We start from the raw sequence: 19,484 nt of genomic DNA, 5'->3' as shown, positions 1-19,484 counted from the left end.
ACTGTATCTGAGTGTGCGGCTTGTTATTTGTATATACAGCAGCCAAAAAGCCTGCTTCATGCCATTGGCATAAAGCAGGCTTTTACAATCCATTTTAATGGGTAGAATCACCGTATTTGGCTTCGTAGAGTATTAACTCTCCCCACAGTCATTCGTATCACCATCTATACCAACACATTGATGATCCTAGCACTGTCGCGTTAGTCTTCAATGGTGGATAGATCTCCTGTTGGCAGATCAAGTTCCCAGGCTTTCAGGACACGGCGCATGATCTTTCCGGAACGAGTCTTGGGCAGTTTATCCTTAAACTCAATCTCACGCGGAGCAGCGTGGGCAGACAGGCCCTCTTTGACAAAACGATAGATCTCTTCTTTCAGCTCCGGTGTCGCCTCATATCCTTCACGAAGCGCCACAAAGGCCTTGATGATCTCCCCACGTGTCACATCCGGCTTACCGATTACCCCCGCCTCTGCTACCGCAGGATGCTCCACAAGCTTGCTCTCGACCTCAAAGGGGCCGATACGCTCGCCTGACGAATTAATCACATCATCAATACGTCCCTGGAACCAAAAATATCCTTCTTCATCCATATAAGCGGAGTCACCGGATACATACCAGCCCGTAAGCCTGAAATACTCCTCGTATTTCACAGGGTTATTCCAGATCTTCGCCATCATGGATGGCCAAGGTGCCCGTATGGCCAGATTACCCATACTGTACGGCGGTAATTCCTGCCCGCGATCATCAATAATCGCTGCTTCGATTCCAGGCAACGGACGTCCCATGGAGCCAGGCTTAATCGGCATTCCGGGATAGTTACAGATTAGCTGTGCACCTGTTTCCGTCATCCACCATGTATCATGAATCCGCTGACCATAGGCTTTCCATCCCCAACGAACAACCTCCGGATTGAGCGGTTCACCAACAGACATGACATGACGGAGACTGCTCAGATCATGCTGGGCAATGGTCTCTTCTCCCGCTCCCATCAGCATACGAAAGGCCGTTGGTGCACTGTACCAGATCGTGACTTTGTTCTTCTGGATGGTGCTGTACCAATCTTGAGGGCTGAAACGCCCACCCCGTATCACATTGGTCACTCCGTTGAGCCATGGAGCAAAGATACCGTAAGAAGTCCCTGTCACCCAACCTGGGTCAGCAGTGCACCAGTACACATCATCCTCACGTAAATCCAGAACAACCTTACCTGTATAATAGTGCTGAATCATGGCATTTTGAACATGGTACACCCCTTTGGGTTTACCCGTAGAGCCTGAGGTATAATGAATGAGCAAACCATCCTCACGATTTAGCCACTCTACTTCCATCTCATCCGAAGCGGCAGACATCTCTGCATCAAAATCGATGAGTCCTTCTTCAGTCTGCGCGCCCCCACCCACAATAAATATATGTTTGAGTTCGGGCAATTCGGTACGTTTGATGCGCTTCAGTAATTCCGGAGTGGTAACCAGTGCTACTGCTCCGCTATCCTCCAGCCGATCCTTCACAGCCGTTTCCATAAAAGCTTCGAACAACGGGCCCGCGATAGCTCCAGCTTTCAATATGCCTAGAAGACTAAAATACAGCTCAGGACTTCGAGGCATAAAAATAAACACTCGTTCCCCTTTGGCTATGCCATATTTGCGGAGAACATTCCCGAACCGACTCGACTGTTCACTCAGATCAGTAAAAGTATAGGCCTCTTCACGTGAAGCATCGCTATACAATAAAGCGGTTTTCCCGCCCCTTCCTTCCAGTACATGACGATCAATCGCTTCATGCGCCATGTTTACTTTTCCGCTGGCGTGCCACGTAAAGTGCCTTTCCACCGATTCCCAATCGAACCGGCTTCTCGCCTCCGTGTAATCGCCCAGATTAGATTCAGACACAACCGTTTGCAGCATCTCACCATGTGCTTGACTCATGCTTGCCAGCCTCCTTCAACTCGACATTTCGATTCCCGTTAGGGGTCACTTCTCATTGCCTTTGTGTTGACTGAACTTCCAGTTAGCGCTTACATTAGTAGAGAGAACTTCTCATCATGTACTTGCTCGGCCAAACAGATGTTAACTATACTGTATTGAATTGTGAACATTTTTTGTCTACGCAATTATAGCAAATCTTTTCAATTGTCGTCTATGGCTTTTCAATTTTTTGGATTTTTGCTATAGCGTTCTTTTTGAAGAACAACCTCTATAAGTAGGAAAGAGAGGAGCATGAACCATGGAACATATCAAAGAACATCATATGCGTTCCATCTTCAAGTCCGGCCATCGAATTACTGTTGAAGGTCCCGTGCAAGCCGAGGAGATAACCCGTCTTGCCTTCCATCCAGATCTGGATGCCTTTCGGCGCCCAACGGAGCAGCAGGAAGCTCTGGCCGAGATCGCAGCATTGCCTGAAGGGCGAATTATCATTGCACACGAAAATGAAACGATTATCGGTTATGTAACCTTTCACTATGCGGATGATTGTGAACGCTGGTCCGAGGGTAATATGACTGATCTGATTGAGCTTGGGGCAATCGAGGTTGCGGACGACTATCGCTCGCTTGGCATTGGACGTGAGATGTTGCTTACCGCTCTGGAAGATAAATACATGGAGAACTACATTATTTTCACCACAGAATATTATTGGCATTGGGATCTGAAGGGTAGCGGACTAAACGTATGGGATTATCGCAAAATGATGGAGAGGCTGATGGAAACGATCGACATGACCTGGTATGCAACAGACGACCCCGAAATCTGTTCACATCCTGCGAACTGTTTGATGGTACGTATCGGAAGTCAGGTGCCCATCACATCGGAAGAACAGTTTGATCGGGTACGCTTCCGCCATCGGTTCATGTACTAATTCGATGATCTGTTCGAAAAACGATATACATAACAAAAACCGCCTCTCGCAGCGTTGCTCCATACCTCATGGAACAGCTAATCGAAGGGCGGTTTTTTAAGTTACTACCATTACATATTTTCTAACATATGCTCCACAATACGATGTGAACGCTGCGAAGATTCCACGGTAAATTCAGCAAAGTTAACATGCGCCGAACCATCCGCTTTATCTGACATCCCACGCAGGACAACAAACGGTACTCGATTCATGTAACAGACCTGGGCAACTGCTGCCCCTTCCATCTCGGCACATGCACCGTCCATTTCAGTATATAACATGTTAACCGTATCTTTATTCGCAATAAATTGGTCTCCAGATAACACTTTACCGACCAGGTAATTGGCTCCCTGAGCTTTACACGCTTCTTCAGCCAGTGTAATAAGCGAAGCCTCGGCAGGGAATGCAGATGTCTCCTGGTAAGGAATAACCCCGCGTGCGAACCCCAGTGGCGTTACATCCATGTCGTGCTGAACACATACAGACGATATAACCATATCTCCAATGTTCAACTCCGGGTTAACTGCACCCGCAACACCTGTAAAGATAATGCGATTAACTTGAAAACGATCAATCAAGATCTGCGTTGTAACCGCTGCATTTACTTTACCTACGCCGGATTTGCACACGACAATTTGCTTGCCCAGCCACTCGCCTGCAACGTATGTAATGCCGGTTTGTTTAACCGTCTCAAGCTGCTTCATACCTGCCAGCAAAAGCTCGACTTCCTCATCCATCGCTCCGATAATCCCAATCGTTTCACGCATCTTCCGAATACCTCCTGTTTTCACTTTTAACCTCATTCAGCACAAAAGCTCCGTCTCCGGAGCTTTCGCATATCCACTATGTAGAGAGAATGACTTCTCCCTTACTGTATATAATCCCGATTAAACTACATCTGCGTGACTTACAGACAGACGAAGAATCGTTTCATGCGGCAAAATAACCCGTGGGTTCTCCACATTTTCTTTCTTCATCAACTTGGTCAGCAAACGCATCGCTACTGCGCCAAGGTCGTACATTGGCTGAGCCACTGTTGTCAACTGAGGACGCACCATGGAAGCCATACGGATGTTATCCACACTAATAATGGAGAAGTCATCCGGTACTTTCAGACCGTCATCCTGAATGCTGTGAATGGCACCAATGGCCATTTCATCTGTAGCAGCAAAGATAGCTGATGGTTTTTTCTTGAGTCCAAGGAAATATTTCATTGCTTCCACACCGGATTCATATCGATAGTTACCGATTCGAACAAGATCCTCCTGGTATTCAATCCCCGCTGCTTCCAGTGCTTTTTTGTATCCTTGGAAACGGGCATATCCATTCGCCGGATCTTGCAGTGTACCACTGATCATCGCAATTTCCTTGTGTCCATGACGAATCAGGGTGTTTACCGCGTCAAACGCAGCCGCCTCATGGTCAATATCCACTGAAGGGAATGTGCCCTTCTCATCACTTGTTGCACAAAGTACGATCGGCACAGCCGCAGACTGGAACGCCTGAATGTGTTCGTCCGTTACTGTCCCACCCATGAAGAGCAGTCCGTCTACTTGCTTTTCGAGCAACGTGTTAATAACACGAATTTCTTTTTCTTTCTTCTTGTCTGCATTACACAAAATAATATTGTAGTGATACATATTCGCAATATCTTCAATTCCGCGGGCAATCTCCGCGAAGGTTGAGTTCGAAATATCTGGAATAACGACCCCGACCGTGGTTGTCTTCTTACTTGCCAGACCTCTGGCTACCGCATTCGGACGATATCCCAACCGCTCGATGGCTTCATATACTTTTTTCCGCGTTTGCGGTTTGACATTAGGGTTATTATTAACTACCCGTGATACCGTTGCCATAGACACTCCAGCTTCACGTGCCACATCATAAATGGTTACCGTCACAGTACTTCTCTCCATTACCAGTAAATTTTCATACCATTTTCATTAAGATTTATATTACGACAAATTTTTGCATTAATCAATTAAAATAGGCTTTAGGACTCACTCAAAACATTCGTAAGTGTGGTTCTAGTAATATCTGAATGGGAAGTATGCCATACAGGAATTCCCTTTTTAATCAGGATCGCCTGTGGAGATTCGTGCTTAACACCTAGCTTGTCTGCTGCTTCATTGGATACCGGGCGATCTTCCACAACATAGATGATGCCATATTTCACTTGTTCATTAGCATTGTTAAGCAAATAATCGTTCATCTCCTGATAAGCGTTCGAGCTGATCGGACAGCGCGTGCTATGCTTAAACAGAAGCAAGGGTTGATCCTTGGTAGCCTCCACTGCGGAGTTTAGCTGTTCAATACTTGTCATTTTAGTCATGTCAGCCATTAGATATACATCCCCCTTTACCAGGAATACCGCTATGTTGAGCGTTTTCACTCTTCGATATCTTAACAAAAAGTGAGCGAAAAAGCCAATTTTCATGAAAACAAGCATTTTACACGTCAAAATTAGACAGCATTTGAGAAGTACTCCTGCCACACAAATCCGGATAATTGACTTAATCTACGCTCCGTGGTCTCCATCCACGCTGCATCACCAGACTTCGTTGCGTAACCCATAATGTCCAGTAACAGATTGATACGCTCCTCCACTGCTTGCTGCATACGATGTTCCATCTCCCGATCGGTCGCATCCGGCCAGGCCAGCAGTAGCTCATGAAACAGGTCCGCCAGTTCATTACGTTCACCAAAAGATACGTCTTGCTTCACGGGCTGTTCACCCAATGTGTTTATACATTCTGTTAAGTCCGGCTTGACCGGCGGAAGCACTTCATATGATACACAGTCAGTACACGCAAATACGGGTACGTTTCGAATCTCCACTTTTTTGGCGTACACCACTGTTCTTAATTCCAACTCCATTACATGTCCACATCTGCACGACTTGCGCACAACCATCACCTCATTCGTTCTATACTCTATATAAGTACCATTCGACCTATTTCGGCTCAAATCCTGCTATAAACGAAAGGTTGCACAAATTACCACTCCCTCCAGATGAAGGTTGTCGAATGCAGGCAGTTACTGACTTGTAATCGCTTCCTCCAAACTGAATATGCACTTCCATGAAGTCCCTTGGAGAATCTGTTACAATTAAAGACGAAACAGATCTAATCACCGCAAAAAGGAGAGATGGACATGAGATTAACTGGTAAAAAAGTCATCGCTCTGGTCGATGAAGAATTCGAAGATTTGGAATTGTGGTACCCTGTACATCGGGTTCGTGAAGAAGGTGCAGAAGTGCATCTTGCCGGAGAGAAAAAAGGAAAAACCTATATTGGCAAATATGGTGTGCCTGCTGAAGCCGAATACAGTTTCGATGAACTCGACAGTTCAGATTACGATGGCATTCTCGTGCCAGGCGGTTGGGCGCCGGACAAGCTGCGTCGTTATCCCAAAGTACTGGAGCTTGTGAAGGAAATGAATGCAGACCGGAAACCGATTGGACAGATCTGTCATGCGGGCTGGGTGCTGATTTCTGCCAAAATTCTGGACGGAGTTACAGTAACCTCTACACCAGGCATTCGGGATGACATGGAAAATGCAGGTGCCATCTGGAAAGATGAAGCCGTTGTTGTTGATGGACATATCATCTCAGCACGTCGTCCGCCTGACCTTCCCCCTTATGGCAAGGCATTCTGTGATGCACTCGCTGACAAGTAAAAATAACCCCATTGTGCTCTCATGCACAGTGGGGTTATTTTATATAACAAGGTTTACAACAAATAATTATCACAAATGTAAATATATTAATTTAAAGGTATTTATATCCAGTTTCCCTAATTACGATGCGTTCGAACCACTTTGTTCATCCGGACTTCCCGTGGAGTCATTAAAGACTTGCAGTCGCTCCTCAATATCTCCGCTGGTCCGTAAGGCGAAGCACTTTCGCGCTTCTTCTTTGGCGGTAGATGCTGTTGTGTTCAGCACTCTGTGCTTCACACGTAACAAGGATTGTGGAGACATACTCAAGTGACGAATGCCAAGCTCCAACCAAAGCGGAATGGCACGTTCGTCCCCTGCCATCTCTCCGCACACACTGACATCAATTCCAGCCGTATGAGCCGCATCTGCTGTCGCACGAAGCATCCGCAGAACAGCCGGATGATAGGGGTGATACATATGAGCAATCTGCTCATTCATTCGATCTACTGCCAGTACATATTGAACCAGGTCATTCGTACCAATACTGAAGAAATCAGCTTCCTCTGCGAGCAGATCAGCAATCATCACCGCTGCAGGAACTTCGATCATAATTCCCACCTGAATGTGAGGGTCGTATGATAATCCCCGCTCGTCCAGATCGGACATCGCCTCACGAAGAATCTCATTGGCCTGCTGAAGTTCTTCCACCGAAGAGATCATCGGATACATGATTTTGACATTTCCGGCCGCGCTGGCACGCAGAATGGCTGTAAGCTGTGTTTTGAACAGATCCTTGCGGTCGAGACTAATCCGAATGGCACGGTAACCCAGAAACGGATTGTCTTCCTCCGGCAATTCAAAGTAATCGAGTTGCTTGTCACCACCGATATCCAGTGTACGAATAACAACCGATTGTCCTGCTGTTTTCTCTGCCACAAGACGGTACACCTCATACTGTTCTTGCTCACCAGGGAAAGTTGCACGGTCCATATACAAAAACTCTGTTCGGAACAAGCCCACACCTTTGGCTCCTTGTTTCAAAGCAAGGTCCAATTCCTTCACCGAACTGATATTGGAAGCCAAGTGCAAAACGGCCCCATCTTTGGTTACGGCATCCACGGTAGCAAGGACTTGAAGTTGTTCCTTTTTCTTCAGTTGTTTGCTGCGAAGCATGGTATACCGTTCAATTGTCTTGCGATCCGGGTCTGTAAATACCAAGCCATTGTCACCATCCACCACAAGCATATCCCCTGTCTCTACCGGCATGCCAAGACTCGCTTCCAGACCGGAAACGAGAGGAATGCCAAGGGCACGAGCCATAATCGCAGAATGTGATGTTTTCCCGCCAATCAAGGTCACAATGCCTAGTACATGGGTGGGATTCAGATGCGCCAGTTGAGATGGCGACAGTTCTTTGGCAACGAGTACATACGGCTGGGTATCCGAAGGAAGTGTAATCTCCGGTGCACCGAGCAAATGCTTGAGCAGACGGTTACCCACATCCTTGATGTCAATGGCCCGCTCCTTCATATACTCGTCTTCCAGCAAGTCAAACATCGTGACAAAATGGTCTATGGCTTCTTTGACCGCCACTTCTGCTGCCTTATATTGACGCTCAATAATGCCGCGAATTTCGTTCATGAATACCGGATCTTCTAGGATTGCCAGATGTGCATCAAAGATACTGGACTCCTCTGGACCAACAACTTCCTTGAACTCATTTTTGATATATTCGATCTCATCCTTTGATGTCCGTATGCCCTCATACAGCCGTTCGAACTCTTGGGCGAGATCCACCGAATCCATCTTCTGATCCGGCAGATCCCATTCCCAACTGGGCAGGACAAATGCTTTGCCGATGGCTATGCCTGCAGCTCCGTTGATGCCTTGTATCTTCATTCTACCCCTCCAACGTTCCTGTCATAGAGCACCACGGACATAACGGATGCCTGACCTTTCTTAACTTGCTTAAATGGAGCAAAACTCCATGATTTTACACGATCTGGATTCGTAATTACCATTGGTGTTGTTAGTGACGCCGCTTGCTCGCGGAGTACTGCCAGATCAAACTTGATCAACAACTGCCCCGGCTCCACCGTATCGCCCTCCTGAACAAAAGCTTCAAAATGGCCTTTCAACTGAGAGGTATCGATGCCGATATGCAGTAACACTTCAAGCCCCTCACGGGTAGATATACCCAAGGCATGCATGGTCGGGTACAAGTGCATAATCGTTCCGTACACGGGTGAGACCAGCTCTCCCTTTTCCGGAACAAAGGCTACACCATCACCGACAAGCTTGGCTGCAAAGATCTGATCCGGCACCTCTTCAATCGGGAGCATTTTACCCTGAACGGGGGCACAGAACAGAACCTGTTGCAGATCTCTTTCCAGCAGCTTCGCGATTTCTTCCCGAATCAATTCCGAGTAAGTCCCGAATACCACCTGTACGTTACCGCCACCCAGCTTAATCAGTCCAGCGGACCCCATACTCTTCATGGCACCCGTGTCAATCAGGCGGTCATCATGCACAGTCAGGCGAAGACGTGTAATACATGCTTCAACCTGTACAATGTTACTCTTCCCGCCCAATGCTTCGAGGATTAAAGGTGCCTGATAAGGAATGTTACCTACCCAATCTTCCAGCATGGAGCCCTCTTCACGTCCTGGTGTTGGAATCTTGAACGTACGAATCGCCCATCGGAACAGGAAGTAGTAAACCAGCCCATATAGTATGCCAATCGGAATGAGCTTCCAAGCATTCTCCGATAGATGGAAATTGAGTATGTAATCAATAATACCTGCGGAGTAAGAAAATCCATGCCGGATATCAAGCCAGTAACTAATCCACATGGCAACGCCGGACATCACTGCATGCACGATGAACAGATAAGGTGCTGCGAACAAAAAAGCAAACTCAATCTGTTCCGATACCCCGGTTAGAAAACAAACGAGTGCCGATGTCAGAAAAGTTTTCTTGATTTTTGGTTTCAGATCTTCCCTGGCTTCCTGAATAATAGCAAAGGCTATTGCCGGAATGGCAAACATCATGATGGGAAACAAACCCGCCATAAAGAATCCTGCTGTTGGATCACCTGCAAAAAATCGGGGCAAATCCCCTTGCACAATGTTACCATCAGGCGTTTCAAACGTCCCTAACTGGAACCAAAACACATTGTTAAGCAGGTGATGAAGCCCGAAAGCAACCAGCACCCTGTATAACACCCCGTAGATGAACAGTCCAAAACCCCCGAGACTGTATTCCCAGGTAGCAATGCCGTTCAATCCATGCTGTAGGATCGGAGCGAGCCATAACATAAAACAGGAGAACAATGCCGAACAGAGTCCAACAATGAGCAAAACAAACCTTGAACCTCCAAAAAATTGTAAAATTTCAGGCAGTTTAATGCTTTTAAATCGATTATGCATCCCACCGGCAAGCGCGCCGAGTATGATTCCGATTAAGGAAGCGGGCTGGACGGTGCCATCCCCGAAGTTCCGAGTCACCTGATCATATATCACGATACCAGCCAGAGCAGCAAGTCCCGCTTGTCCGGCCTGGTTGGAGAGTCCCAGTGCTACACCGACAGCGAACAGATACGGTAAGAAATAAAAAATACCGTGTCCGGCCACGGTAGACACTTCACCGACAATATCCAATCCCCAGGCGTCCCAAGGCAGACTGCCAACACTGAGCAAAATTGCGGCGGCGGGCAGGACCATTGTAGGCAGCATTACCGCTCGTCCGAGCTGCTGCAAGGATCCGAGCCAATTCATGGCGACCTCTCCTTTCTATCCTAGATGGTAAGCTTTACGCAACGTTTTGTCAAAGCAAAACAGTAACCAATTGGTAATTAATACGGCAAAAATAGAACAGAAAAAATCCCGTCAACTTCAAGTTAACGGGATTCATCCTATAATCATTCAATTGGTTCAGATCAGGAGATCATTCGATCACAGGTGAACGAGCCTCTCAGCCGCGTCCAGCGCCGCGCAGAACGATGGAATCCTCTACCTTGATACAACGATTCGTTACCGCTGTCATGCCGTTCTCTGCAGCAATCTGGACCGCTTCATCACTATGGATGCCAAGTTGTAGCCACAGCACATTTGCTTTGATGGCAACGGCGTCACGAGCGACATCCGCGCAAAACTCTTCGCGACGAAACACATTGACAATGTCTACCGGCTCTGGAATATCCGCGAGTGTGGCATATACCGTCTCGCCAAGGATTTCACCTTGCACCTGTGGATTAACCGGGATGATGCGATAACCTCTGCTCTGCATGGCTTCTGCCACCATATAGGAAGTGCGATCTGATTTGTCTGATAAGCCGACGACTGCGATGTTGCCTGCCTTGCGCAAAAGTTGTCCAATTTCTTCACGAGTAGGGTTGTTAAATTCCATGTTCAAGCACCATCCTTTTCTGATTAAAGTGCGTGTTCAAAAAAACAGGTTTTCAGTTATTTTACTCTTTTACCCATTGAACCGAGGCGCCAAGCGCCTGCAAATGATCGAAATATTGCGGATAAGACTTGGCTACATGGTGTGCATCCCGAATACGAAGCGGTTCCTTGGAACGCAGACCAACGACAGTGAGCGCCATAATTACGCGATGATCATAGTGAGCGTTAATCTCAACGCCGCCTTCAACGCCTTCTGGACGTCCATGTACGATAATCTCAGCTTGACGCTCTTCAACGTTCGCTCCTGCCTTCCGCAGTTCGTTCAAATAATCGGTGATTCGGTCACATTCCTTGTAACGCAGGTTCTCTACATTATAGAACCGTGACGTGCCTTCCGCAAACACAGCTGCGGCTACCATAGCCAAAACGGCGTCCGTCGCGGCATCCCCGTCGAATTCGATCGCTTTCAGTCTGCCATTACCTTGAACATGTACAACATCGTTCTCATGTGTCAATGGCACTTCCATCATGCGCAGCACGTCAACGATGGCACGTTCACCCTGTTTGCTCTGCTCCATCAGGCGCAGAATCTTCACATCAGACTGTGTAACCGCTGCTGCGGCAAGAACCGCTGCTGAGCCGGGATAATCCCCTTGAACTGTGTAAGTCGTTGGTTGGTAAGCCTGTCTACCTGGTACACGGAAGGACATATAATCATCACTTGCATGGATAACGATACCTGCCTGCTCCAGCACTTCCAGGGTCTGTCCGATAACGACCTTGGACTTCAGGTCATTCAGTACTTCAATGTTGCTGTCTTCTGCAAGCAACGGAGTTACAAACAACAACGCACTCAGATATTGGGAGCTGACGGAGCCGGATACACGAATGTGTCCACCCTTGGCATTGCCACCCTTGATTGTAATCGGCAGGCGTCCTTGTTCATGCTGTACATCTACACCCAATTGACCAAGCGCATCGATCAGGTCATCATGTGGACGTTTGCCCAGTGAATCCGGGTACGTATTCACAAATGTAACGTCAGGGCAGAGCGCTGTAACGCCCATCAGGAAACGAAGTACAGCACCCGCATTCCCTACATTCAATTCACGCACATCACGGGGATGACTGCCAAAACCCTGGATCACAATCTTGCTGTCGTCTTCTTCAAGTACTGCCCCCAGATCACGAATACATCTGCGCATGGCGTCACTGTCTTCACTGTGTGCCGGGAAATGAATGGTACTTGTGCCTTCCGCCAGCGCAGCAGCCAGCAAATAGCGAGTCGTGTAGTTTTTAGAGGACAGAGCCCCGATTTCCCCGTTCAGAGTGGGGGTTGGTTTAACAATAACGTCCATGGATGAAATTCTCCTTCATTGATTATATTGTGGCCAAATTGACATTCCGTGCATCGCTTGGGTATCATTATAGCGTTAAGTCCATACAGAAAAGAGGACCTGAATATGACACAAATAGCTGAAATTGAAACGTCTGAGCTGCGCCGCCGTTTACAGGCGGGAGAGAAGCTGCAGATGATAGACGTCCGTGAGGACGATGAAGTCGCGCAAGGCATGATCGAAGGAGCCAAGCATATTCCGCTTGGACAGATTCCGGACCGACTGTCTGAGATTGAGAAATCAGGCGAGATCGTGATCATCTGTCGTAGCGGTTACCGCAGTGAGCGTGCATGTGAATATCTGCAGCAACTGGGATATGAAGGCTGTACAAACATGGTCGGCGGTATGCTTCAGTGGCAACAGGAAGACTAGAGAAACCCGGAGAGAAGCGAAGTCATTTGTAACCTTGTGACCTCAGCTCTGCTCCACTCCCAGAAACGGGCCTATACGGCCCGTTTTGTTATATCTGCCACCACCTATCAACCATCAAACTTCGGTGATAACAAGCTTAGACGCGGTAATGCGCTAAAATTAAACGAGTCACTTCAGCAGCGGATAACTCCGTTGTATCCACCGTATAATGTGCGAACCGATATGCGTCTTTCCGTTCTTCCATAATCGTCTTGATGCGTTCCTCTGCATTGCCTGCAAGAAGCGGACGATTGTCACAGCCGCTAACACGTTCTACAATCACTGCCGGGTCAGCAGTCAGGGCAACAACCCAACCATTCTTGGACATCACGTCACAATTATCCGAACGCAACACCACGCCACCTCCGGTCGCTATGACCTGTGACTTCTTCTCCAGCACCGAGCATAACATGCGGCTCTCGGCATCACGGAAATACATCTCTCCCTTGCCAGTGAACAATTCTGGAATCGTACAGCCTTCCTCTTTTTCCACCGCGGCGTCTACATCAATCAATCGATAACCAAGCTCACGTGCAAGCATGTCAGCGACGGTTGATTTGCCGGTTCCCATCATACCAATGAGAATAATATTGTTAGACTTGCTCAAGGTGTACACTCCTTTAATTCAAGCAATTCGTGAGCACTTTTGTCCTATCATAACACAGCCCTGCGGACTGGGAAAGACCATCTCCTTACCGACTTCCTTTCGACCATCCGCAAGTACTTCCAAGACAGATTAAGTAACTCCCGGCATCTAAGCCTACGGCAGATCACCCTCAAGCAGTTTTGAGCCCCCAAACATCTCAATCAGTAATCATCCAGCAACCTAACGAACTCCAATGAGCTTATTTACCTAAAATAGGAGCAGTTAAACTTCTAACGAATCTCAGTAAACTTATTTCAAAAAATCACCGTCAAAACCTCGACATCTCGCTGCGAATTATCGAAATAGGGCCATCTGAGTTCGTTAAAAAATAGAACCGGCTCATTTTGCCAAAATAGAGTGTCTCATGTTCATAAGGTCTAGAACCAGCTACATATCTTCTCCATCAACACTATTACTGTATAACACAGTAAAAAAAGAGGCTCAGCGTAAACCGGCAATCACCGGAACGCCAAACCTCTTTTGAGCCCCTTAGCAGGCCATAGCTCCTGATTAAAGGCGCTTTGGCCAAATCTAATAGACTTGTATATGTGGTACTACTCCATCCAGTTGTGGTGGAAGCTGCCTTCTTTGTCCACACGTTTGAACGTGTGAGCACCGAAGTAGTCACGTTGAGCTTGCAGCAAGTTTGCTGGCAGACGCTCTGTACGGTAGCTGTCGTAGTAAGAAAGAGCGCTGGAGAAGCCAGGTACCGGAACACCTTGTTTTACAGCAGCCGCTACAACTTCACGCCATGCGCCTTGATAAGACTCAACGATGTTTTGGAAGTAAGGATCCAAGAGCAAGTTTTTCAGAGCTGCGTCTTTATCATAAGCTTCTTTGATGTTTTGCAGGAACTGCGAACGGATGATGCAACCACCGCGGAAGATCATGGCAATGTTGCCGTATTTCAGATCCCAGCCATACTCATCGGAAGCTGCACGCATTTGTGCAAATCCTTGTGCGTAGGATACGATTTTACTTGCAAAGAGGGCTTTACGCACGCTCTCGATGAACGCTTTTTTGTCGCCGGAGAACGCTTCAGTCGCTGGTCCATTCAGGATTTTGCTAGCTGCTACACGCTCGTCCTTCATGGCAGACAGGAAACGGGAGAATACGGATTCTGTAATCATGGACAATGGAACGCCGAGATCCAGCGCACTTTGGCTTGTCCATTTACCTGTTCCTTTTTGTCCAGCCGCGTCCAGAATAACGTCAACCATTGGTTTGCCGGTTTCCGGATCGTATTTAGAGAAGATATCTGCCGTGATTTCGATCAGGTAGCTATCCAGCTCTCCTTGATTCCATTCCGTAAAGATCGCATGCAGCTCTTCAACGGAAACGTTCAATACGGATTTGAGCAAATGGTACGCTTCACCAATCAACTGCATATCTCCGTACTCGATACCGTTATGCACCATTTTCACATAGTGTCCGGCACCGTCTGGTCCAATATATGTACAACATGGATCGTCACCGACTTTGGCCGAGATTGCCGTCAGGATCGGTTCAACCAGTTTATAAGCACTTTCCTGTCCACCTGGCATGATGGAAGGGCCTTTCAGTGCGCCTTCTTCACCACCGGATACACCTGTACCGATGAAACGAATGCCTTTGTCTTCCAACTCTTTGCTGCGACGTTGCGTGTCAGGGAAGTATGCGTTCCCTCCATCAATGATGATGTCGCCCTCATCCAGGTGAGGAAGCAGTTGTTCAATGGTAGCGTCGGTCGCTTTACCAGCTTGTACCATGATCAAAATTTTGCGCGGGGATTCCAGGGATGCTACGAACTCTTCAATGGAGAATGAGCCTGTCAGGTTTTTACCTTCAGCTTCTTTCAGAAGATCATTGGTTTTCTCCGGGGAACGGTTAAATACCGATACTGAGAAACCTTTGCTTTCAATGTTAAGGGCCAAATTTTTGCCCATGACAGCCAGGCCAATTACGCCAATTTGTTGTTTTGTCATCTGGTCCTCCATCCTTTGCTCCAATTAATTTTATTGAAATAAATTCTCAACAATACTCCCATTTTAACGGTTTTATGTATAGAAGTGAACCCCGTGGCACAGCTACGCAACGAGAAAACACCCCAATCTGCTGAGGTGTTCATCGTATTTTCATAAATACGGCCTTATCTTGTCATCCTTCCAACATTAACAGATGTCCAGACAACTGTTTTAAGACTTGACGGCAAGCATTTGCTTTTTCGATATTATCCATCTGCATGGCCGTGTAGAGGCGCTCCAGTTCATCGTCTACTTCCATGCGCAACAACATGAGCCTTTCCTCGCCTTCACGCGAGAGGAACATTTCTTCCATCTCTTCCGCCGTCGGCGCAGGTTCCTTTTGAAAAATGACACGCTGTTTGAACCCAGACACTTCCACGAGCCGAATGACTTCACCGAATAAAATGTTCTCCACGGTCATCTGTTGATCCTTAAATCGCTTCACAACCGCATGCCCGCGTGTATCCCCAATCAGCTTCTCCAGCCACTCTGCAAGTTTTGCATCCTTAATGATATAATCTCCAGTCATCTTGTAGTTCCCCGTGCGTGTCTGTTGAAAGCGGAGCTTTACCAGCTTGCGGCCGGTCCGGACTGACAGGATAAAAAAGGATTCGTCCTCGCTCCAATATAGTGAATATCCCTCACGAATAAGGTCTCTGATCAAATTTTGGATATGCCGACGGTTGAACCGCAGCTCCAGATTGCAATATTCAACTTCATAACTCTTATTCACGGCACTCCCTCCATCTGTACCGGATCAACTCCGGCCCTCGTCTTCAATCGCTTCTACTCAATCGGCTTACCCTATTTTATACTTCATTTTATGTAAGGGTACTTGGTTATTTGACTATTTTTCACCGAAAGGACCGCCGGATTGCAGCTTTCCGCAGACGCACAGGGGCAAGCCCCCGATTATCGTGATATATTGGACGCGAAAAAGGGAGCCCCACAACCAAGACGGTTGGTGGAACTCCCTTTTCTTTTGCTTATTTGGCCGGAGCGGTGCGAAACGGATTGCGGGATAACACAAAGTGCACAACGGCAAGTCCTGCCATGACGATGGCACTGCCGATGAATGGAGCCGGATGGCTCACGTGGTCCCACAGCAGTCCAGAAACAATAGGTCCTACAACCATGCCTGATCCCTGCAATGTAAGGAAGAATCCCCAGATCGCTCCCCGCTCTCCTTTGGGAATCAGCGTGGCTACAAAAGCATTCCAGGCGGGTAAAATCATGGCATAACTGATGCCCACCAGCATGACAACACCAAACACCACCGGAATGGATGTTATGGAGGAGAATGCAAACAGACTCGCTGCCGCCATCAAAAAACCAACGTTCAGGAACGGTTTCGTGCCAAACCTGTCTACCATTTTACCAACAGGTAGCAAGGCAATGACTGTTATTCCACCACCTGCAATCAGCAACAAACTGTATAGATTCGGTGAGATGTGCAGGTCTGTGCGTGTATATAGCGTGATTACTGGACTGAGCAGCCCGATGACAAACGACTGCATAAACAGGGCAGGATACACCAGTGGATTAACATTAAGTGTGCTGCGTACCCGTTGCAGTGTGTCCTTCACACTCTTTTGCAGCCGGATGAACGGCGTGAGCAGATTTGGTTTGGCTGGATATTTCACATCACTATTCTTCGCTACTTGCTCGGCATGCTCTCCTTCAACAATGACACGTCCAGGAAGAATCATGGCCACCAGAATAACGAGAATGGCACAACCCATCAGCACGAGGAATATGGTGCGATAATCATGATGCGTGCGCTCCAGTAGCCAGTTCATGCCTATAGGTCCAAGCCCAGTTCCGCCGAGAGCAGCCATCTCCAGCGCCCCCATTGCTGTACCATTCTTGTTCTGTGGGCCTGACATCGCCGTCACGCCTGTCATGGCGCAAGGCCAGAGTGGTGACGTACCAATGCCAAGAATCAGACAGGCCATGGCCAGTCCAACGGCACTTTTGAGAAAAAGGATCATAATAACAGCGATTAAGGTACAGATTAATGCTGTAACCATCGTTGTGCGGAACCCGATCCGTTCTGCTGCCCAGCCGGAAGGCGCCCGGAACAGATTATCTCCCAAATATTGAAGAGCAAATGCCACACCAATAACGCCTGCGGACAGACCCAGAATATTGTCCATATACACGGGCAAAACAGCTACCAACAGAGCCCCTTTGATAATTTCAACTAGAAAAAGTGTCAGCCACATCGCGATAAAAAATGGTGATCGCAAAATTTTGGCTGGTTTTGTATCGGTTTGCATTCTTTTTCCCCTTTCGGCGTTCATTTGCCTATTCCCTATCCTTAGTGTAACCGTGGGGAATGTGTCCAAATCTCGGCAATTCAAAAAATTGTCGATTATACTGTTGCATTCGGTTCTTAATTTGCTATACTCATCTTTGTTTACCAATTTTATTAGGAAGGGTTGTGACAGCACTGATGAATCACCACCGTACGCCGCTGTTTACCGCTTTAAAAAATCATGCGGCACTCAATCCGGTACAGTTTCATATTCCGGGCCATAAAAAAGGATTGGGAGCGGATACCGAATTCCGTGAATTTATTGGCGATAATGCCTTCTCCATAGATTTGATTAACATCGCACCGTTGGATGACTTGCATCAGCCAACCGGTGTCATTCAGGAAGCACAGATTTTGGCAGCAGATGCCTTCGGAGCCGATTATACCTATTTTAGTGTACAAGGCACAAGCAGTGCCATTATGACCATGATTCTGTCTGTATGCTCACCGGGTGACAAAATTATTGTGCCCCGTAATGTGCATAAATCGGTTCTGTCCGCGATTATTTTCTCAGGCGCCAAACCCGTATTTGTTTCTCCTTCACAAGATGCCAATCTGGGCATTGACCATGGAGTAACTACACAGTCTATCCGTCGCGCACTTGAGCGTCATCCAGATGCCAAGGCATTGCTTGTAATTAACCCGACCTATTACGGCGTGGTTACCGATCTTAAAGAGATTGTTGAGCTGGCACACAGCTACCAAGTTCCTGTACTTGTTGATGAAGCACATGGCGTACTCATTCATTTCCATGAGGATCTGCCGTTGTCTGCGATGGCAGCAGGTGCCGATATGGCTGCAACCAGTGTCCACAAGCTTGGTGGCTCCATGACACAGAGTTCCGTACTCAACCTGAACACAAAGAATGGGTTCGTGAATCCACAGCGTGTACAGACGATCCTGAGTCTGCTCACCTCAACATCAACTTCATACATTTTGCTTGCTTCACTCGATACATCAAGACGTAACCTGGCACTCCACGGTCGTGAGATTGCACAGAAGGCGATTGAACTAGCTGAGTTTGCCAGACGTTCGATTAACGATATGGATGGCCTGTATTGCTTCGGTAGAGAGCTGCTGGGTACAGAAGCGACCTTCAACTATGATCCAACCAAAGTAACGATCCATGTTCGCCATCTGGGTATTACAGGGTATGAGACAGAGAACTGGCTACGTGAACATTACAACATTGAGGTTGAACTTAGTGATATGTACAATATTCTGTGTCTCATTACGCCAGGAGATACGGATAATAGTGTGGATATCTTGCTGAACGCTTTGCAGGATCTCTCCCGTACCTATTATCAAGTGAATCCGGCCCATGAACTGGTCGTAAAAGTTCCGGATATTCCACAGTTGATGCTGACTCCACGTGATGCATTCTACGGTGATACCGAAGTGATTCCGTTTAAGGAATCCGCAGGACGTATTATCTCGGAATTCATCTATGTCTATCCGCCAGGAATCCCGATCCTGTTACCGGGTGAGGTTATCACCCAGGAAAATATCGACTACATCATCGATCATGTCGAAGTTGGATTACCCGTCAAAGGACCCGAAGATCGCAGCGTAACCAACGTTAAAGTGATCGTGGAAGCCGATGCCATTTTCTAAAACAACCTCCTTGCGCTGTGCAGGGGATAAACTTAAAGGACCAAGCCCTAGCTTGGCCCTTTTTTATTTTATGGGACAAGCGAATTTGCATTTTCCCGTCTATTTCGTCGTTCAAACCGGTGGTGTAAATGCTCG

17 protein-coding genes are annotated in these 19,484 nt (G+C 47.5%); 4 read left to right on the top strand and 13 right to left on the bottom strand.

All coding sequences use genetic code 11. The features are described from left to right. Positions 1–200: 200 nt before the first annotated feature. Positions 201–1,925 (bottom strand): acetate--CoA ligase, encoded by a 1,725-nt coding sequence (gene acsA, locus AC1DE7_RS20205; protein ID WP_477535052.1) that lies wholly within the window; start codon positions 1,923–1,925, stop codon positions 201–203. A gap of 298 nt (positions 1,926–2,223) precedes the next feature. Between acsA and AC1DE7_RS20200 the strand changes: the two genes are divergently transcribed. Then, positions 2,224–2,856 carry a GNAT family N-acetyltransferase gene (locus tag AC1DE7_RS20200; RefSeq protein WP_101313583.1) on the top strand — a complete coding sequence of 211 codons (633 nt, stop codon included), beginning with the start codon at positions 2,224–2,226 and terminating at the stop codon, positions 2,854–2,856. Between the two features lie 110 nt (positions 2,857–2,966). Here AC1DE7_RS20200 and AC1DE7_RS20195 read toward each other — a convergent pair whose 3' ends face one another. The 4 genes from AC1DE7_RS20195 to AC1DE7_RS20180 all read right to left on the bottom strand — a co-directional run bounded on the left by AC1DE7_RS20195 (position 2,967) and on the right by AC1DE7_RS20180 (position 5,862). After that, entirely contained in the window at positions 2,967–3,662 is a 696-nt protein-coding gene (locus AC1DE7_RS20195) for a 5'-methylthioadenosine/adenosylhomocysteine nucleosidase (RefSeq protein WP_253501826.1), read from the bottom strand. 120 nt (positions 3,663–3,782) lie between these two features. Continuing rightward, on the bottom strand, positions 3,783–4,796 hold the full coding sequence (gene ccpA / locus AC1DE7_RS20190; RefSeq protein WP_036614690.1) for a catabolite control protein A: 1,014 nt from the start codon (positions 4,794–4,796) through the stop codon (positions 3,783–3,785). Between the two features lie 92 nt (positions 4,797–4,888). Beyond that, the gene (gene ytxJ / locus AC1DE7_RS20185) at positions 4,889–5,236 is read right to left on the bottom strand and encodes a bacillithiol system redox-active protein YtxJ (protein WP_036674876.1); all 348 of its coding nucleotides are present in this window, start codon (positions 5,234–5,236) and stop codon (positions 4,889–4,891) included. Positions 5,237–5,358: 122 nt separating this feature from the next. Beyond that, positions 5,359–5,862, bottom strand: coding sequence for a hypothetical protein (locus AC1DE7_RS20180; protein WP_179086481.1), 504 nt, complete (start codon positions 5,860–5,862; stop codon positions 5,359–5,361). 186 nt (positions 5,863–6,048) lie between these two features. Between AC1DE7_RS20180 and AC1DE7_RS20175 the strand changes: the two genes are divergently transcribed. Beyond that, positions 6,049–6,573 (top strand): type 1 glutamine amidotransferase domain-containing protein, encoded by a 525-nt coding sequence (locus AC1DE7_RS20175; RefSeq protein WP_036674874.1) that lies wholly within the window; start codon positions 6,049–6,051, stop codon positions 6,571–6,573. Positions 6,574–6,693: 120 nt separating this feature from the next. On the opposite strand, the gene ptsP is transcribed toward AC1DE7_RS20175, so the two are convergent. The 4 genes from ptsP to aroA all read right to left on the bottom strand — a co-directional run bounded on the left by ptsP (position 6,694) and on the right by aroA (position 12,319). Next, positions 6,694–8,454 carry a phosphoenolpyruvate--protein phosphotransferase gene (ptsP, locus tag AC1DE7_RS20170; protein WP_036674873.1) on the bottom strand — a complete coding sequence of 587 codons (1,761 nt, stop codon included), beginning with the start codon at positions 8,452–8,454 and terminating at the stop codon, positions 6,694–6,696. Further along, positions 8,451–10,331, bottom strand: coding sequence for a glucose PTS transporter subunit IIA (locus AC1DE7_RS20165; RefSeq protein ID WP_036674872.1), 1,881 nt, complete (start codon positions 10,329–10,331; stop codon positions 8,451–8,453). The genes ptsP and AC1DE7_RS20165 overlap by 4 nt, the downstream gene beginning before the upstream one ends. 196 nt (positions 10,332–10,527) lie before the next feature. Beyond that, entirely contained in the window at positions 10,528–10,962 is a 435-nt protein-coding gene (locus AC1DE7_RS20160) for a CoA-binding protein (protein WP_076250843.1), read from the bottom strand. Between the two features lie 61 nt (positions 10,963–11,023). Beyond that, positions 11,024–12,319: a 3-phosphoshikimate 1-carboxyvinyltransferase gene (aroA, locus tag AC1DE7_RS20155; protein ID WP_282320799.1), complete on the bottom strand. Its 1,296-nt coding sequence runs from the start codon at positions 12,317–12,319 to the stop codon at positions 11,024–11,026. A gap of 105 nt (positions 12,320–12,424) precedes the next feature. On the opposite strand from aroA, the gene AC1DE7_RS20150 reads away from it, so the two are divergent. Continuing rightward, entirely contained in the window at positions 12,425–12,730 is a 306-nt protein-coding gene (locus AC1DE7_RS20150) for a rhodanese-like domain-containing protein (RefSeq protein ID WP_017687407.1), read from the top strand. A gap of 136 nt (positions 12,731–12,866) precedes the next feature. Here AC1DE7_RS20150 and AC1DE7_RS20145 read toward each other — a convergent pair whose 3' ends face one another. From AC1DE7_RS20145 to AC1DE7_RS20130, 4 genes are all read right to left on the bottom strand, one after another. After that, a complete protein-coding gene (locus AC1DE7_RS20145) occupies positions 12,867–13,376 on the bottom strand; it encodes a shikimate kinase (RefSeq protein WP_477535051.1) in 510 nt (169 codons plus the stop codon). A 593-nt stretch (positions 13,377–13,969) separates the two neighbouring features. Further along, positions 13,970–15,379, bottom strand: a complete 1,410-nt coding sequence (gene gndA / locus AC1DE7_RS20140; RefSeq protein ID WP_036614715.1) for an NADP-dependent phosphogluconate dehydrogenase — start codon at positions 15,377–15,379, stop codon at positions 13,970–13,972. Between the two features lie 172 nt (positions 15,380–15,551). Then, a complete protein-coding gene (locus AC1DE7_RS20135) occupies positions 15,552–16,151 on the bottom strand; it encodes a hypothetical protein (RefSeq protein ID WP_036614719.1) in 600 nt (199 codons plus the stop codon). Positions 16,152–16,404: 253 nt separating this feature from the next. Next, a complete protein-coding gene (locus AC1DE7_RS20130; protein ID WP_127550832.1) occupies positions 16,405–17,697 on the bottom strand; it encodes an MFS transporter in 1,293 nt (430 codons plus the stop codon). Positions 17,698–17,873: 176 nt separating this feature from the next. Between AC1DE7_RS20130 and AC1DE7_RS20125 the strand changes: the two genes are divergently transcribed. Further along, entirely contained in the window at positions 17,874–19,349 is a 1,476-nt protein-coding gene (locus tag AC1DE7_RS20125; protein ID WP_026080977.1) for an aminotransferase class I/II-fold pyridoxal phosphate-dependent enzyme, read from the top strand. The last annotated feature ends 135 nt before the right edge of the window (positions 19,350–19,484 follow it).

This window comes from Paenibacillus sp. 10L310, assembly GCF_056395745.1.
Note: the sequence above shows the minus strand (reverse complement) of the source record. Positions and strands in the feature narration are given on the sequence as shown.

Bases quoted from the DNA above. Each gene is read 5' to 3' on its own strand.
- acsA (WP_477535052.1), bottom strand. From the start codon at position 1,925: ATGAGTCAAGCACATGGTGAGATGCTGCAAACGGTTGTGTCTGAATCT.
- AC1DE7_RS20200 (WP_101313583.1), top strand. From the start codon at position 2,224: ATGGAACATATCAAAGAACATCATATGCGTTCCATCTTCAAGTCCGGC.
- AC1DE7_RS20195 (WP_253501826.1), bottom strand. From the start codon at position 3,662: ATGCGTGAAACGATTGGGATTATCGGAGCGATGGATGAGGAAGTCGAG.
- ytxJ (WP_036674876.1), bottom strand. From the start codon at position 5,236: ATGGCTGACATGACTAAAATGACAAGTATTGAACAGCTAAACTCCGCA.
- AC1DE7_RS20175 (WP_036674874.1), top strand. From the start codon at position 6,049: ATGAGATTAACTGGTAAAAAAGTCATCGCTCTGGTCGATGAAGAATTC.
- ptsP (WP_036674873.1), bottom strand. From the start codon at position 8,454: ATGAAGATACAAGGCATCAACGGAGCTGCAGGCATAGCCATCGGCAAA.
- AC1DE7_RS20165 (WP_036674872.1), bottom strand. From the start codon at position 10,331: ATGAATTGGCTCGGATCCTTGCAGCAGCTCGGACGAGCGGTAATGCTG.
- AC1DE7_RS20160 (WP_076250843.1), bottom strand. From the start codon at position 10,962: ATGGAATTTAACAACCCTACTCGTGAAGAAATTGGACAACTTTTGCGC.
- aroA (WP_282320799.1), bottom strand. From the start codon at position 12,319: ATGGACGTTATTGTTAAACCAACCCCCACTCTGAACGGGGAAATCGGG.
- AC1DE7_RS20150 (WP_017687407.1), top strand. From the start codon at position 12,425: ATGACACAAATAGCTGAAATTGAAACGTCTGAGCTGCGCCGCCGTTTA.
- gndA (WP_036614715.1), bottom strand. From the start codon at position 15,379: ATGACAAAACAACAAATTGGCGTAATTGGCCTGGCTGTCATGGGCAAA.
- AC1DE7_RS20130 (WP_127550832.1), bottom strand. From the start codon at position 17,697: ATGCAAACCGATACAAAACCAGCCAAAATTTTGCGATCACCATTTTTT.
- AC1DE7_RS20125 (WP_026080977.1), top strand. From the start codon at position 17,874: ATGAATCACCACCGTACGCCGCTGTTTACCGCTTTAAAAAATCATGCG.